The organism is Niallia sp. FSL W8-1348 (assembly GCF_038006745.1).
Lineage (GTDB): Bacteria > Bacillota > Bacilli > Bacillales > Cytobacillaceae > Niallia > Niallia alba.
In genome coordinates this window covers 2,916,704-2,932,364 of sequence record NZ_JBBOVV010000001.1, presented here as the reverse complement: position 1 = coordinate 2,932,364, position 15,661 = coordinate 2,916,704, and the positions used below count along the sequence as shown (strand labels likewise).

The following is a 15,661-nucleotide window of genomic DNA, read 5'->3' as shown; positions in this document are numbered from 1 at the left end:
TGCACTTACATTCCAACTCTCAATGTCTTTAAAGACGCGACTATCTGCGAAATTACCTTTTATGTATTTCACCACGTTTTCTATCATCCCTTTTGACTCAGGATCGGCTTTTCGACATAAGTGTACGCGAAACTTACGTTCTTTTATATATGCTTGAAATTCTGACGTTAAAATTAAATCTCCTGCATTTTCACTAACGGAAAGTAAATGGTCTTGATCATAAACAATTTCCTCTGTATAACCACCAAAAAAGCGAAATGCATTTTCGTGACAGCGAATGGCATCCTTTATTGTAAAAGGTCGGTCTAGCCACTCCATATATTTATAACGTGAATGTGCCAAGACAAAAGCGATGAAATACAATTTAACTTCTTTTTTCTTTATCGTTTTCTGCTTTGTTTCACCCCAGTCCACTTGTAGCTGCTTAGCCATCGGCTGTTCAGGTACAGCCTCGTAATGTCTAACAATGGCTTTTTTCTCAATCTGATATATTTCGCGAATTTCTTTTACATAAGAACGTACCGTGCTTTCTCCAATCTCTAAATTGGGATGACGTTCTAATAGCCAATCTTGAATTTGTGCAGCACTTAAATGAGGGTACTCCTCTAACCAAGCTACAATCCAATCCCGATAGGGATCTAGTTTTTTAGGCTTTTGAAGTGGGTTTCCTAAATACTCCTGTGCTTCTTCAAAAGACATTCCTAAATACTTATAGACAGTCCCCCGATTAATTTTTAAATGTTTAGCAATTTGAGCAATCTTTAATTTACGCTTAAATAGTTGATGAATCTCAATATATAACACTAACTTTCCCTCCAAGTCTTTAACCTCCAGTAAACGAATAATTCTAGTTTACTAGATTGTCTATATGTTTGGCGAAAGTGTTCACGGGATTCTAGCGAAAACTGTCTATTTTATTCTAGCGGTTACAATTTGTTTACGTTCATCTACTGACATAAAAAACCTCCTAACAATTGATGTTAATGTGATTATCACAAAACACGGCAATTATTAGAAGGTGTGGAGTATTTGTCGCTTACCCATCTAAAACATAGGTGGGGTCTATTTGACGCTTACATAAAAAAGGGAGCTAAAAAAACTCCCACAAAAACTTGACTCAATCTTTAGCATGACACATAGTTGAAAACAATTGTTATAAGCTATATAATAAACGTATATAATGAAAAAGAGAAGTGCGCGAACACTTCTCTCTGCAACCTCTACCGTCAGGGTGTGGTTGTCAATTAAATATTATTTTGGTTGAGAACCACCCTTTTGCTTGCGACGGCGTAGGGTGGTTTTCTTGTTTTCTAATATGTTCTTCCGAAAGAAATAGGCGCTTATCTCACGCACAATCCCCTTCAGAACTTCACGAAGAAATTCAAGAAATGTTTCCATGATTATCACCTCCTTTCCTAAACGGAAAGAAGCACAACAACCAACCACCCTCACAATATTCAGTTGCTATTTCAGTTTATCACATTCACACAATCTAACTCTCTATCAATCTTCGACAAATTTCGGGCCGTCACTGTGACCAATAATTCCCATTGTCCAACGAGCTATATAAAACCCAAATCTATAAATCAATATTCGGAAGAAAAATCCGAAATAAAAGAAACATAAGAAATGTAAGCATTCAGCAACTTGCAGAAGATTCAGGGGTAAGTGTCAACCATATAAACAATATCGAACTCGGCAAATCGCACCCAAGCGCAGGTTTATTCCATGCTATTTGTAACGCCCTACACATTGATGCAACCACGTTTTTTAAAGAAGTGATGGAAGAAGTGGAATTGATAATATTAGAAAAGAAATAACGTAGAACACTAACTCCCTCATTTTCTAATTAACTAAGTTCTATAATAAATATGAAGTTATTAGGAAAGGAATTATGACTTTTTCTTCTAGGGACAGTACAATTGTCCCTAGAAGTTTACAATTTGCTAACTTTTTTGATAAATTAAATATGAGCATCTGACGTACAATTCTATTAAGCTTCTAGGATAGAAGTGACCAAGCTTACTTCATTTGCGATTTTCCACCTTAAAACTGAACTGCTTAACAAAACTATCATACTTCTTCATTGAAAAATTCCAACCGCATTCACACACAAAACCTCTCGTGAAACATTCCTGTGAAACAAGATTATTCGAGGCGTAACTGTGACCTAGAATTAATGGAAAGGCTGAAAAATTGAATTAGAAAATATTTTTTAGATAATATCATATCTATGAGAAGAGAAGATGCTATTGCAGATGGTATTTTAGTAGATTTAACAGAAACAGCAAAAGTGAGTGGAATTAATTTTCAGTCGCTGTAAACATTACTTTATTGGCTGATGTAGTAGAATAGTAGAGCCAAATGAACTGGCAAAATCAATGGAGAATCAACTTCAGAAATAATGTGGGATGTCAAATGGAAAAAAATGTTATAGTTATGAATGCAATCAGCACATAAATTGCGAACGAAACGGGGCGTCACCGTGCAGTGAGCCCCTATTAGTAGACATGTATAAATTCGGGAAAAAGTGACCATACAGATAGTAAAAGGAGCCGATAATACATGTCTACAAGTAAACGAAAAAATAACAAGTATTCACCAGAGTTGAAGTTAGAGGCAGTAGAAAGAGCAATGGCAGGAGAAAGCGTATTAATTATTGCTTCTGACTATGGAATTCCAGACCCAGATTATATCTATGTGTGGATTAATAGATATAAAACATATGGTGAAGTAGGATTGAAACGTAAAAGAAGAAAGCAACCTCAAATGGATAAAGATCAATTAATACAGGAACTAGAAATGGAGAATGAAATTTTAAAAAAGTATCTAGCAATTCTGAACGAGGAGGGAAAAAGTATAAATTCAAGGTAGTGGACGAACTAAAAAAGAAATATCCAATAGGGAAGATTTGTGCAAAACTACAAATCTCAAGAGCCGGCTACTATAAATATGAAAAAAAGAAAGAAAAAAAGAAAAGAGAATCAAAGAAAGAAAGACAGTTAAAGGAGTATATTCAATTGATTTACGAGGAACATAAAAGTAGGTATGGTTATAGAAAAATACGTGCTGTTTTAAATAACCAGTATAACATTCCCGCAAGTGAGAAAGTTGTACGCCGACTAATGCAAGAGTTAGGTTTGAAAAGCAAGGCGCGTAAATGGAAAAAAGGAACTAAACAGCATAAAGTCGCCTCAGCAGGATTTATATATGAAAATATATTACAAAGAGACTTTTCTACCAAACGAATAAATGAGAAATGGGTCACTGACGTAACCGAAATTTCCTATGGAAATGGAAAACTATATTTGTCTACAATCCTAGATTTACACAATAATAGAGTATTAGGGCATTCGATAGCTGAAATCCATGACGTTAATTTAGTAAAGGCCTCCTTACTAGACGCATTGAAAAAGAGAAAAAATAAAAACAAGAAACTAATCCTTCATTCTGATCAAGGTTTTACCTATCGTTCAACCAAGTGGCATCAATTAGTGGCAAAAAACCAACTTACGCCAAGTATGTCTAGAAAGGCCAATCCTTTTGATAATGCCTGTATTGAAAGCTTCTTCTCCTATCTAAAGACGGAATGCCTAGAAGAACTAAAGGTGGCTCATAATCAAATTGAAGCTATAAAGGTTATTAATGACTTTGTCTATTACTATAATCATAAACGAATTCAAAGTACGTTGAACTATAAGACACCTAATCAATATGTCGCGGCTAGTTAAACAGAGAGCCACAGGCTATATTTTCTCCTTGTCATCTTACAGACCACACCTCAGAATTCTGGGAGCTTGTCAAGTGCCTTCCTTGACAGGCTCCCAGGGTTCTGAGACACTTCGCCAAGATGATAAGAGAACAACAAGAAAAGGACATTACATACATTGGAAATTACTTGAACAGTTAAGATATCGGAGGATTGATACATTGACTATTTTAACAGAGCAAGAAGCTACTTCATTAATGCATTCATGTGGAATAAAATGCAGTAAAGAAAAGGTAAGACAATGGCTAGATGAGGGAATACTTAAAGGTTCAAAAGAAGCTACCGGCCAATACTTTGTAGGCGAAGATGACGTTTATAATTTCCTAGAATACTATAGGTGGGAAGGGACTGCTTTTGAAAAGGGCATAAATGAAAAGGAACAAATAGAGAGATTATTAAAAGAAAACATAGAACTGAAAGATGAGCTTGGAAAATTAAATAGAGAAATATACGAATTGGAATGTCGTCTAAGAATTAATCCATTTTAATCATAAAAATCCCCTACCTAAAAGAGCCAAGGGAAGGGATTTTCAATCTAATTATGAAGATAAAAGGGGTGATGAATTGTCACCAATGAGTACATTTCTGACCTTACTAAGAAAGTGCTCTATTGCTTAACCTAATTAGATTTATTAAACTAAACCGAATTTATATTGTCTACTTTTTAGATCTCGGTGCACCGTGACCTAAAGTGATGGCTCGCAATTTCCGCAAAGGGCGGCTCTTTTCTCCGCAATGACTGGCTCAAAACTCCTCATAAGTGGCTCATTTCATCTGCAATAATCATCGCTATTTAAGTTTATCATTCACACAATCTAATTCCCTATCAATCTTCGACAAATTTCGGGTCGTCACTGTGACCATGAGTTCAAACCTTTACGGTCATACAAAACCCTCCAAACTATTTATTTTTATAGTACGATGAATCAAAACACACTGGGAAAGAAACAATTCGAGAAAGAATAAAATAGGAAGATAAATCAATCGAGGTTAATATAGAAGGAAATCTTTTTAGAACAAGAACAACTAACAGAGGAAAGGAAGAGACAATCTACCACTCCAATATTCTACAAAATAATCAAATTTCCTGCCAAAATGAAAATAAAAAGAAAGAAGAAAACAATACACTTGCTGTACTTCAAAAAAAGTGGCTCTTTTCTTCTGCAATATACGCACTGCCAGCTCAGTCTGTTCGCAATACTCAACTATTTCAGTTTATCACTCACACAATCTAATTTTCTATCAATCTTCGACAAATTTTGGGGCGTCACTGTGACCATAAGTTTTGTTCTTCCGAAAGAAATAGGCGCTTATCTCACGCACAATCCCCTTCAGAACTTCACGAAGAAATTCAAGAAATGTTTCCATGATTATCACCTCCTTTCCTAAACGGAAAGAAGCACAACAACCAACCACCCTCACAATATTCAGTTGCTATTTCAGTTTATCACATTCACACAATCTAACTCTCTATCAATCTTCGACAAATTTCGAGCCGTCACTGTGACCAAGGGTTTAAAATTATTTATTTTGGTTCCTCTTCTAAATGTTTAAGCTCGGTATCAGAAGCATCATCTCCATTAATTTTATTTACAGAATGTTGATAAACGGTCTTATTTTCAGGTCTATACATGTATGTATATGCTATATCACTTTCATCATTGAAAATTACAACTGCATGAAAACCGAACATAGCGTTATTAATATCAATGCTTTTAATATCATCCTTGGAATAATCCATATTTTCATATAAATGATCTTCTAGAGAGAGTCTAACCTGATTTTTTTTGTTTGAGAAACTGTTGAAAAAATATAGAGAGACTAAGAGAATTACAATAAAAGAAATTAATACAGTGAAAATAGTTGTTTTTTTCATATTTTTCAAAAAATAACCTCCTGATATATTCCAATTAATGGGATTTTATGTAATTCTAATTATATAATAGTATTTATATTAAAGATCACTAGTGTTGCATAAATGTTGTTAGAATATTCAGTTTAAATATGTCCCCCTGTTAAGAGCCAAAAAAGTAAATACCCAACTAAAGGTGGATCCATCCATTTGGAAATTTTTTACAATTAGACTTAAGAGACGACGACAATTTGTTTATTAAGGAATGGTTTTTCCTTCAATCTTTCGAAGCCAAATATGTGCTGGTTTCCACAAAGCTGCCCGTAAATATCGGCTAATTTGTAGGGTTTTTCGTTTACTTTTTGTCTCGATTTGTGCGAGAACATGCAGGCAAAAAACAATAAGTGCGATAAACACTTGATTCTGAATTGCCCATTCGCTTTGACCGTAGAACTTTTTGATGCTGAGATGTTGTTTGATCCATTTAAAAAACAGCTCAATTGCCCACCGTGATTTATACATTTCTGAAATTTCTTCGGCGCTTAAATCAAAACGATTTGTAATTAAAGGAAGCTCATTTCCTTTTGAATCAATCACTTTTAGAAGACGAAAGTAATTTTCGGCACGGTTTTGCGTCGTACCAATCAACACCATTTGATCCGACAAAACAGATGTATTCTCGGGTAGTTTAAAATCGTAAACCTCCCGTATGACTGCGTTTTTTCGCAGCCTAGAAAGGAAAAAGTAGCCGTCATCTGTCATCCGATCAAAGCGTTCGTAGTCTAAGTAACCACGGTCAAACACATACATACATTCCTTGTCATCAACCATTACTTCAAGCTGACCGCGGTCATGTTCTTTGGCCGTTGTCATAATGGCCTTTTCGGGATAGGATATACCTTTTTCCATAAACACAAGGCGTAAGTGCAATTTAACACCCGCTTTTGTTTTGCGGAATTTTGCCCATTTATGATTAGTCAAATTGAGAGGCAATGTGCTTGAATCAATGATTTTTAATGGCATCACAAGTTTCGTGTTGTGCGTTTTGGCATGAATTTGTGAAACTAAATCAAGGAAAAGCTTTTGGAATAAGTCTGGATTCATGCCATTTAAACGGCGTGAGAGTTGGGAAATACTGATAGAATCAAGATCAATGCCCTTTTGCAGTTGATCATCGAAAAGACAATCGCTCAGCGCATGCAGACTTTCGACTTCTTCTAGCTGCGCAAAAAGTAATAATTTTAGAAATGACTCTGTCGTTAGTTTTTTCGTATAGAAATCTAATTTCAACGTTTTCACGTTTTCTTCAAATAATTGAAGATTTATTGGTGAAAACCATTGTCCAAATGAAGTTTTTCGTGTAATCTTGTCCATGCGATAGTCCTTTTTAGTGGATTTGGACGGGTTACCACCTAACTTATCCATTATAAAGGACTTTTTCTTTGCATAAAATGATAAAATTGAACATTTCAAGTATTTTTAATAGTTAAATTAAATTAACGCAACACTAGTGATTAAAGATACTATAATAATATAATAGGAGGTTATTAATGAAAAAAATATTTCTAGGATTCTTTTTTGCTTTTATAATTATATTACTTTTTCCATTCTCTTCTTATGCGGATGATTTTAGTACTTTTGCTGATAGTAATACAGGTAGTGGAGCTCCTAAGTATCCAGGTACAAGCACAACTGTGCAAGTAGGTGATATAATTGGGACAAAAATGTTTTCAGGATGGGATACATATTATGTTGGACATGTTGGTATTGTAGGGCCAGATTATAAAGTCTATGATGTTGTAAAATGGTCTGATGTTACTCAAGTAAGTTCAATTAGTAACTTTGTTGACCGGTTCAATAATAATACTGTTGGTGTTTATAGACCAAACACCTCATCAGGAAATCGTTTTTTGGCAGGAACTTGGGCTAAAAATAACTTAAATAAAGTAAAAAGCTATTCTATAACTTCTGCAACACATAAAATTGATGTGAATTATTGCTCAAAATTCGTATTTCAGTCATATTATTTTGGTGCAAAATACAAATTTGGTTTAGGGGATAATAATCAAACTTATGTTTCTCCGACCTATATTATTGATAGTAGTAAATTTATTGTAAACGCTAAATTATAATGATGTTATCAAACATAAATTAAGTAAGCGTGTTCTAGAATTTAAACAAGCATTTGACAGTAGTCTAGTGAGAATCAAGAAGTATAAATAAAATATCGTAGTAGTCTTACAAGGTGTGCCAACACTTTGTAAGGATTACTAGGTATTGGGTATACTGAGTAACCAATTTATCACTCTAGCGATACTAGTATTATAATATTGATAGTTTTGTATGTAAATAGAAAAAGGGATAGGTACATTTCTTACTTAGTGAATGTGTATCTATCCCTTTTTAGCTTTATTGAAAGGTTGATGTGTTAAATTCTAGGTCACAGTGCAGCGAGCCCCTATTAGTAGACATGAAAAAGTGACCAAAAAAGTGGCTTTTTCCCCGCACTTACTGGCTCAGATGTCCGCAAATAGTGGCTCAAAACTCCGCACTGCCGGCTCAGTCTATTCGCAATACTCAACTATTTCAGTTTATCATTCACTCAATCTAATTCTCTATCAATCTTCGACAAACTTCGGGGCGTCACTGTGACCATGAGTTTTGAAAGGTTGATGTGTTAAATTCTAGGTCACAGTGCAGCGAGCCCCTATTAGTAGACATGAAAAAGTGACCAAAAAAGTGGCTTTTTCCCCGCACTTACTGGCTCAGATGTCCGCAAATAGTGGCTCAAAACTCCGCACTGCCGGCTCAGTCTATTCGCAATACTCAACTATTTCAGTTTATCATTCACTCAGTCTAATTCTCTATCAATCTTCGACATATTTCGGGTCGTCACTGTGACCATGAGTTCTAGACACTTGGAACGATGAAGCATGGATTTATCAACAACCATTTACCAAACACACTGATATAGTAGGAGATTCATTAGTATACGAGTTTGAGGGTACTGGGTGTCAATTACTACTTGGTAGTAGAACCGCTGCAGGAACTATCGATGTTTATTTGGATGGACAAAAAATTTACACAGGTTTAGATTTGTACAATACAGGAAATTACGTTTATTCGTTAGATGTATTTCCATTACGAACAAACGATTATTACAATCGTGGTTATGGGAAGCACGTAGTTAAAGTGGTTTTAACAGGTGCGAACGCATCGGCAATCACTCCTACTGTTTCAAATCGAAGACTTCAATTTATTTCAGGTTATGTCTTTGACGGTAGATAATCAAAACTTTTTTTCTATGAAAACTCAAATAAAAACACAGCTCTATAAAGGAGCTGTGTTTCGATACATTGTGTTCTTAATAACCGCAAGGGATAACCAAAGTATTGGCTCTGTAATCATAAAACTTGATGCTGATAAACTGAAAATAATTATTGCGAATCCTGCAAACGCAAAAACAAAGGCAGTTGGATCTTTGGTCTTAAATAGAGTTTTTATAATGTTAAAGAATATTGCCGTTACAACCAGTAAGCCGACCAATCCAAATCTGAACACCGTTGCTGCAGGTAGGATATGTACATTATGCACATCTGCTTCTCCAAGTAGAGCTGCGGATTGAACAGAAGTATCAAGTGAAGTGGACATATCTAGTGTACCGCCTAAACCAACACCAAAAATCCATTTCAAAGGGTTGTTCCCTAATGAATCTAATACAGCTTTAACTTCAAACAACCTTTGTTGAATACTTATATCTTTTGAAACAGAATTATCGGCAAATACTATTAAAGTATTGTATATTCTTCGTCCGAGTGGCGTTGACATGAATTCCCACTGTGAAATTTGCACCAAATTATTTATGACATATGAAAATCCAATTGAGGCAAATAAAATAACAAATGATGTTATAAAAATAATTATAAAAGCTTGCTTAACCTTTCCTTTAAGTAACATTAAAAAGGTAGTGAATCCAATTAATATTATTAAAGTTAAAAAAGCTGTTCTATTTAAAGAAGGTAAAAGAACAAGTAAAGGTATAATATTAATAAGTATAGATTTAAAACTAAATATAAAAACTGCATATGTTAGTAAAGCAGCATGAATAAAAAATATAGATACTAATAAAGAGTTTACTCCCATAAATTTAACTATTAGTAAACATAATCCAGTTATTAACATGATTTTATTCAAAGTATTCATATTAATCTCAATATATACTTTACCTATTCTTGTGACGATGTATATCATCAAGCCTAGTATTACATATGCCATATCAGAGAGAATGTACAGTAACGAATTCCCTAAATAAAGACCAATACAAGCGGTTAAAATTATATAATACAAAATTAATGAGACAATTATTAGATCCTTCTTAGGAATTTCAAAATTTCTATTGATAAATTTAATTAACATGAACATGAAAATTCCAAATAAAGTAGAAGCAACAATAAGTGCTCTTACATATGGTATTGCCGCAAATCCGATTTTACCTAGACCTATCTCAATTACTTTTGTGCCTATGGAATAAATGAGTATGTATGTTAGAAACAAATAAACAACCCATGATTTTCCAAGTTTAGTGCCTATAATCAATAAATACAACTCCTAATTTTTAATTATAATGTATTATATCATTTATTTCTTATTCGCAATAGCGAATATTTGTAAAATAGTAATATAATAGGTAATTAAGAAGGTGGTGAATATATGTGCTAAGCAAAAAGACTTTTTTGTTTCTTTCCATTTTAATATTATTTATTATTGCTGCGGTCATTTATTTTCAAAGTAGAAATGATCCTAATTATGAACTACCGTTTGAAATAGCCGCCCCTCCTCCGGGAGCAATAAATGCAAAGGATCATGGTGCATATGGGGACGGTAAAAAAGATGATACACAAGCGATATCTGAAGCAATTTCAACAGCTAATAAATTAGGCGGTGGCACAGTTTATTTTGATAATGGTACATATATAGTGAGTAAAAAAATAAATGTACCAAAAAACGTATCCTTGTACGGTGCAAATTCAGAAAACACAACAATAACGCGTCAAGATGGTGAAGATCAGGAGATTTTTTCATTGAGTGGTAATCAAACTGTTCAAAATTTATCGATAATATCTAATATAGGTATCAATATACTAGGAGATAATATTTCAATTCATCAAACTAAATTCCGCTGTGTTCTCCAAGCTATCCAGATGTTTAATAAAACCTCTGGACTGATTATTAAACAAGCAGAATTTACTGAAAGTGGTTATGGGATTTTATCAAACAATGAGGCAAGTAATAATGTAAGAATCCTTGATAGTAAATTTCACAATATATTATATGATGGTATAGAAATAAACACCCCGAGCGATAACTGGATAATTGAAAATTGTATTTTTGATAATAATATAAGTAAATCAGAATGGGCTGGTTTTGGAGTAGGAGTTGCTAAAAAAGCTAAAAATATCACAATCAAAAACTCTAAATTCACAAATATTATTGGGCAGGCGGTTCATGTAGAGGACTATGCAGAAGTATGGGTTATAGGAAGTGTATTTGAAAACAATGGTGGAGTTAAATACAAAGGTAGTCCTACTGCTGATATAGCAGTATTATCTAATGGCGTAGTCACTATTAAAAATTCACTATTTAATGAATCTAGCGCCGATTATAGTGACCTTGCTATTTATAATACAGATTTACCTGTTGGGGGACATGCTTATGTAACCAATTCAACCTTTAATAATAAAAGAATTAGCAAAACAGTAAATCATGAGCAAAATAACTTTCTTAATGAATAATCTTCGTAAAAGCTACCAATCTATTGAATTATGAAATATCACTAGTGTTGCATTAATTTAAATTCACTATTAAAAATACTCAAAATGTTCCATTTTATTATTTTGTGCAAAGAAAAAGTCCTTTATAATGGATTAGTCAGGTGGTAACCCGTCCAAATCCACTAAAAAAGGACCATCACATGGACAAGATTACACGAAAAACTTCATTTGGACAATGGTTTTCACCTATAAATCTTCAATTATTTGAAGAAAACGTGAAAACGATGAAATTAGATTACTATACGAAAAAATTAACGACAGAGTCATTTCTAAAATTACTACTTTTTGCGCAGCTACAAGAAATTGAAAGTCTGCATGCGCTGGGTGATTGTCTTTTCGATGACCAGCTTCAAAAAGGGATAGACCTTGATTCTATTAGTATTTCTCAGTTGTCACGGCGGTTAAACGGCATAAACCCTGATCTATTTCAAAGGCTTTTCCTTGATTTAGTGTCACAAATTCATGCCAAAACGCATTACACGAAACTCGTGATGCCGTTAAAAATCATTGATTCAAGCACATTGCCACTTAATTTGACCAATCATAAATGGGCTAAATTCCGCAAAACAAAAGCAGGTGTAAAGTTACATTTGCGCCTTGTGTTTATGGAAAAGGGTATATCCTATCCTGAAAAGGCCGTTATGACAACGGCAAAAGAACATGACCGTGGTCAGCTTGAAATCATGGTGGATGACAAGGAATGCATGTATGTGTTTGACCGTGGTTATCTAGACTACGAGCGCTTTGATCGCATGACTGATGATGGCTACTTCTTTCTTTCACGGCTACGCAAAAATGCAGTCATACGGAACGTTTACGATTTTAAGCTACCCAAGGATACAGCTGTTTTATCAGACCAAATGGTGTTGATAGGTACGACTCAAAACCGTGCTGAAAATTACTTTCGGCTTCTAAAAGTGATTGACTCAAAAGGAAATGAACTTCCTTTAATTACAAATCGTTTTGATTTAAGCGCCGAAGAAATTTCAGAAATGTATAAATCACGGTGGGCAATTGAGCTGTTTTTTAAATGGATCAAACAACATCTCAGCATCAAAAAGTTCTACGGTCAAAGCGAATGGGCGATTCAAAATCAAGTATTTATCGCACTAATTGTTTTTTGCCTACATGTTCTCGTGCAAATCGAGACCAGAAGCAAGCGAAAAACCTTACAGATTAGCCGTTATCTAAGGGCTGCATTGTGGAAACCAGCGAATGTTTGGCTTCGAAAGATTGAAGGAAAAGCCATCCCTTAAATATGCAAATTGTCGTCGTTGCAAAAGTCTAATTGTAAATAAATTTCCAAATGGATGGGGCCACCTTTGATTGGGTATTTACTTTTTTGCCTCTAAACAGGGAAGGTGAGTAAACTGAAAATTATGACACTATTTATGCAACACTAGTGATGAAATATAATTAAATAAAAACTTGGGGGATTATTTAGTGAGAGATAGGCTTATTATATTAGGTCTTTTTATAATATTAATAGGAGTTATAGTTATCGGACAAATTCAGTTTAATAACTGAGAGGATTTCTATTAATATTATACAATAAAATATTACAAATCCATGAGAGTCTCTGAAATCAGAGGCTCTTTTTTGTGTGTAAATTAAATTTAGGAGGAATTTTATATGGCGATTTGGAATGAGGACTTTGTACAAAAGAATAAATACTCTCGTCCAGGACTTAAACTTTTAGGTGTTAAAGGTATCGTAATGCATTGGACTGCTAACCCAGGAGCTTCAGATACAGCCCACCAATCTTTCTTTGACGGCACTGATGGAGGAGGTTCTAGGTATGCTGGAGCTCATATCTTTATTGATAGTGACTCAGCAACCTTAATCGTACCTTTAAATGAAGTAGCTTATCATGCGAATGAAAAATCTACTAAAATAACAAAATTGAAAGCTACAGCTAGTTATTATGTAGGTGGTAACGCTAACCTGAATACTATCGGAATTGAAATGTGTGTAGAGAAAGATGGAACAATTCATAGTGAAACAGTAAAGCGTTCTGTAGATATCGTTGCTTCACTTTGTAAACAATACAATCTTGATCCATTAAAAGATGTGTATAGACATTATGATATTACAGGTAAAAACTGCCCTGCTCCATGGGTGTCTGATTCGTCAAAATACACTAAGTTCAAGAATGATGTGAAAAGTAAATTAAATGGTGAAGAAGTGAAAGTTGTAGAACCTGTTAAAGAAGAAGTAAAATCAGAGATTGTTACTAAACCTTCTAAAGCTACTGACGAGTCTTATGTTGGTAAACGAGTAGAAAGTATTTATAAGGGCTCAGAAGGCTTGAATTTCTACTCTAAAGCATCTTGGGATAAGAAGTATAAAGTTGGTACTGTAGCTTATGGTGTTGGCTTCCCTACTATTGTAGATAAGGTTAAAGTTGATGGTACTTACATGTATAAAATTAAGAATTCTAAAGGGACAGTTTATTACATAACTGCTGCTTCTGAGTATGTAAAAGTTGAAGGTGAAACAACAAAGGCATCTACTACTACGACTAAGAAAACTGAAACTAAAAAAGAGACACCTAAGAAGAAATATATTCAACTCCCTAAAACTTCTGATTCATGGAGAGTATATCCTTTAGACAAAGCTCCAACTAAGGGAAATGAAAAAGGATTTCTCAACCCTAAAAAGTTCGGTGGGTTAGAATATGAAATTCTTGGTACGCCTCAAGCTAACGTATATACAATTAAATCCGGTGACTTTGGTAAAGTGAATATCTATGGAGCAACTTCTACCGGAGCTAAAATTGTAACCAAATAATATGTTATCACTCCCCTTCTGTTTATTAAGTTGGGGATTTTTTATTTATTAAATTTTTAGGAGGATTATGTTATGGACAAATTTACACTTATTAGAACAATTGTATTGGTAGTAGCACTAACTAACCAATCTTTAGTACCGAACCATCAAGGGATAACGCCCCAATAAATGCTGTATCTATTGAAATCTCACGCTTCACCTCCCCCAGTTCCTTCAAAGCAGCAATTGCGATAGCTAGATCAAACAGTGAACCATTTTTCTTTTGATCAGGCGGAGATAGATTCACAACTACCTTCTTATCCGTCACATCCAAATCAAAATGAGCAATCGACGCCAACACCCTCTCTCGAGACTCCTTAACAGAAGCATCAGGCAACCCAACAATCACCATAGACTCCGTGTCCTGCGATATCCGCACCTCCACCTGAACACAATAGCCCTCCAAACCTTTCAAACCAATACTTGAAACTTTTGAAGTCATACAACTCCCTCCAAACTATTTATTTTTATAGTACGATGAATGAAAATTAACCGGGAAAGAAACAATTCAAGAAAGATTAAAATAGGAAGATAAATCAATCGAGGTTAAAATAGAAGGAATTCTTTTTAGTACAAGAACAACTAAACAACTAACAGAGGGAAAGATATAATCTACCACTCCAATATTCTACAAAATAATCAAATTTCCTGCCAAAATGAAAATAAAAAGAAAGAAGAAAACAATACATTTGCTGTACTTCTTCTTTAACAATATCTATAACCATCACAAAAAAACGTCCGTGAAACTTTCCTGTGAAACAAGATTATTCGAGGCGTCACTGTGCACCATACATGAAGAAATTCAAGAAATGTTTCTATGATCATCTCCTCCTTTCCTAAACGGAAAAAAGCGCAACAACCAACCATCCTCACAACATTCAGTTGCTATTTCAGTTCGTCACATTCACACAATCTAATTCTCTATCAATCTTCGACAAATTTTGGGGCGTCACAGTGACCAAGAGTTATTTATTTTGGTTCCTCTTCTAAATGTTTAAGCTCGGTATCAGAAGCATCATCTCCATTAATTTTATTTACAGAATGTTGATAAACGGTCTTATTTTCAGGACTATACATGTATGTATATGCTATATCACTTTCATCATTGAAAATTACAACTGCATGAAAACCGAACATAGCGTTATTAATATCAATGCTTTTAATATCATCCTTGGAATAATCCATATTTTCATATAAATGATCTTCTAGAGAGAGTCTAACCTGATTTTTTTTGTTTGAGAAACTGTTGAAAAAATATAGAGAGACTAAGAGAATTACAATAAAAGAAATTAATACAGTGAAAATAGTTGTTTTTTTCACATTTTTCAAAAAATAACCTCCTGATATATTCCAATTAATGGGATTTTATGTTATTCTAAT

Annotated in this window: 16 protein-coding genes and 1 pseudogene; 9 read left to right on the top strand and 8 right to left on the bottom strand. The window is 34.1% G+C overall.

Annotation, left to right across the window (positions count from 1 at the left end; all coding sequences use genetic code 11):
* Both istA and NST60_RS14010 read right to left on the bottom strand, forming a co-directional pair.
* Nucleotides 1–804: pseudogene (istA, locus tag NST60_RS14015) on the bottom strand (IS21 family transposase); the annotation flags it as partial.
* A gap of 447 nt (nucleotides 805–1,251) precedes the next feature.
* Nucleotides 1,252–1,398 carry a hypothetical protein gene (locus tag NST60_RS14010; protein ID WP_235252859.1) on the bottom strand — a complete coding sequence of 49 codons (147 nt, stop codon included), beginning with the start codon at nucleotides 1,396–1,398 and terminating at the stop codon, nucleotides 1,252–1,254.
* Between the two features lie 152 nt (nucleotides 1,399–1,550).
* On the opposite strand from NST60_RS14010, the gene NST60_RS26805 reads away from it, so the two are divergent.
* From NST60_RS26805 to NST60_RS13995, 4 genes are all read left to right on the top strand, one after another.
* Entirely contained in the window at nucleotides 1,551–1,820 is a 270-nt protein-coding gene (locus NST60_RS26805) for a helix-turn-helix domain-containing protein (RefSeq protein ID WP_445304398.1), read from the top strand.
* Between the two features lie 745 nt (nucleotides 1,821–2,565).
* Entirely contained in the window at nucleotides 2,566–2,874 is a 309-nt protein-coding gene (locus tag NST60_RS14005) for a helix-turn-helix domain-containing protein (protein WP_016205486.1), read from the top strand.
* Complete coding sequence (locus tag NST60_RS14000; RefSeq protein WP_016205485.1) at nucleotides 2,874–3,731, top strand: IS3 family transposase; 858 nt, start codon at nucleotides 2,874–2,876, stop codon at nucleotides 3,729–3,731. The genes NST60_RS14005 and NST60_RS14000 overlap by 1 nt, the downstream gene beginning before the upstream one ends.
* A gap of 199 nt (nucleotides 3,732–3,930) precedes the next feature.
* Nucleotides 3,931–4,257: a hypothetical protein gene (locus NST60_RS13995; RefSeq protein WP_169189520.1), complete on the top strand. Its 327-nt coding sequence runs from the start codon at nucleotides 3,931–3,933 to the stop codon at nucleotides 4,255–4,257.
* Between the two features lie 754 nt (nucleotides 4,258–5,011).
* Here the strand turns inward: NST60_RS13995 and NST60_RS13990 are convergent.
* The 3 genes from NST60_RS13990 to NST60_RS13980 all read right to left on the bottom strand — a co-directional run bounded on the left by NST60_RS13990 (nucleotide 5,012) and on the right by NST60_RS13980 (nucleotide 6,995).
* Entirely contained in the window at nucleotides 5,012–5,137 is a 126-nt protein-coding gene (locus NST60_RS13990; protein WP_328021090.1) for a hypothetical protein, read from the bottom strand.
* A gap of 157 nt (nucleotides 5,138–5,294) precedes the next feature.
* Nucleotides 5,295–5,645 carry a DUF3139 domain-containing protein gene (locus NST60_RS13985; RefSeq protein WP_328021174.1) on the bottom strand — a complete coding sequence of 117 codons (351 nt, stop codon included), beginning with the start codon at nucleotides 5,643–5,645 and terminating at the stop codon, nucleotides 5,295–5,297.
* Between the two features lie 234 nt (nucleotides 5,646–5,879).
* Nucleotides 5,880–6,995 carry an IS4 family transposase gene (locus NST60_RS13980; RefSeq protein WP_341099859.1) on the bottom strand — a complete coding sequence of 372 codons (1,116 nt, stop codon included), beginning with the start codon at nucleotides 6,993–6,995 and terminating at the stop codon, nucleotides 5,880–5,882.
* Nucleotides 6,996–7,171: 176 nt separating this feature from the next.
* Here NST60_RS13980 and NST60_RS13975 point away from each other — a divergent pair, with 176 nt between their 5' ends.
* Nucleotides 7,172–7,753, top strand: coding sequence for a hypothetical protein (locus NST60_RS13975; protein WP_341099061.1), 582 nt, complete (start codon nucleotides 7,172–7,174; stop codon nucleotides 7,751–7,753).
* A 931-nt stretch (nucleotides 7,754–8,684) separates the two neighbouring features.
* The gene (locus NST60_RS13970; RefSeq protein ID WP_341099059.1) at nucleotides 8,685–8,909 is read left to right on the top strand and encodes a hypothetical protein; all 225 of its coding nucleotides are present in this window, start codon (nucleotides 8,685–8,687) and stop codon (nucleotides 8,907–8,909) included.
* A 42-nt stretch (nucleotides 8,910–8,951) separates the two neighbouring features.
* On the opposite strand, the gene NST60_RS13965 is transcribed toward NST60_RS13970, so the two are convergent.
* A complete protein-coding gene (locus tag NST60_RS13965) occupies nucleotides 8,952–10,217 on the bottom strand; it encodes a hypothetical protein (RefSeq protein ID WP_341099057.1) in 1,266 nt (421 codons plus the stop codon).
* Nucleotides 10,218–10,333: 116 nt separating this feature from the next.
* Between NST60_RS13965 and NST60_RS13960 the strand changes: the two genes are divergently transcribed.
* From NST60_RS13960 to NST60_RS13950, 3 genes are all read left to right on the top strand, one after another.
* Nucleotides 10,334–11,413 carry a glycosyl hydrolase family 28-related protein gene (locus NST60_RS13960; RefSeq protein WP_341099055.1) on the top strand — a complete coding sequence of 360 codons (1,080 nt, stop codon included), beginning with the start codon at nucleotides 10,334–10,336 and terminating at the stop codon, nucleotides 11,411–11,413.
* A 179-nt stretch (nucleotides 11,414–11,592) separates the two neighbouring features.
* Nucleotides 11,593–12,708, top strand: coding sequence for an IS4 family transposase (locus tag NST60_RS13955; protein ID WP_341099054.1), 1,116 nt, complete (start codon nucleotides 11,593–11,595; stop codon nucleotides 12,706–12,708).
* Nucleotides 12,709–13,084: 376 nt separating this feature from the next.
* The gene (locus tag NST60_RS13950; RefSeq protein WP_341099053.1) at nucleotides 13,085–14,242 is read left to right on the top strand and encodes a peptidoglycan recognition protein family protein; all 1,158 of its coding nucleotides are present in this window, start codon (nucleotides 13,085–13,087) and stop codon (nucleotides 14,240–14,242) included.
* Between the two features lie 121 nt (nucleotides 14,243–14,363).
* Here the strand turns inward: NST60_RS13950 and NST60_RS13945 are convergent, their stop codons facing one another.
* Nucleotides 14,364–14,723 (bottom strand): magnesium chelatase domain-containing protein, encoded by a 360-nt coding sequence (locus NST60_RS13945; protein ID WP_341099052.1) that lies wholly within the window; start codon nucleotides 14,721–14,723, stop codon nucleotides 14,364–14,366.
* A gap of 527 nt (nucleotides 14,724–15,250) precedes the next feature.
* On the bottom strand, nucleotides 15,251–15,601 hold the full coding sequence (locus tag NST60_RS13940) for a DUF3139 domain-containing protein (RefSeq protein WP_341099857.1): 351 nt from the start codon (nucleotides 15,599–15,601) through the stop codon (nucleotides 15,251–15,253).
* Nucleotides 15,602–15,661: the final 60 nt, after the last annotated feature.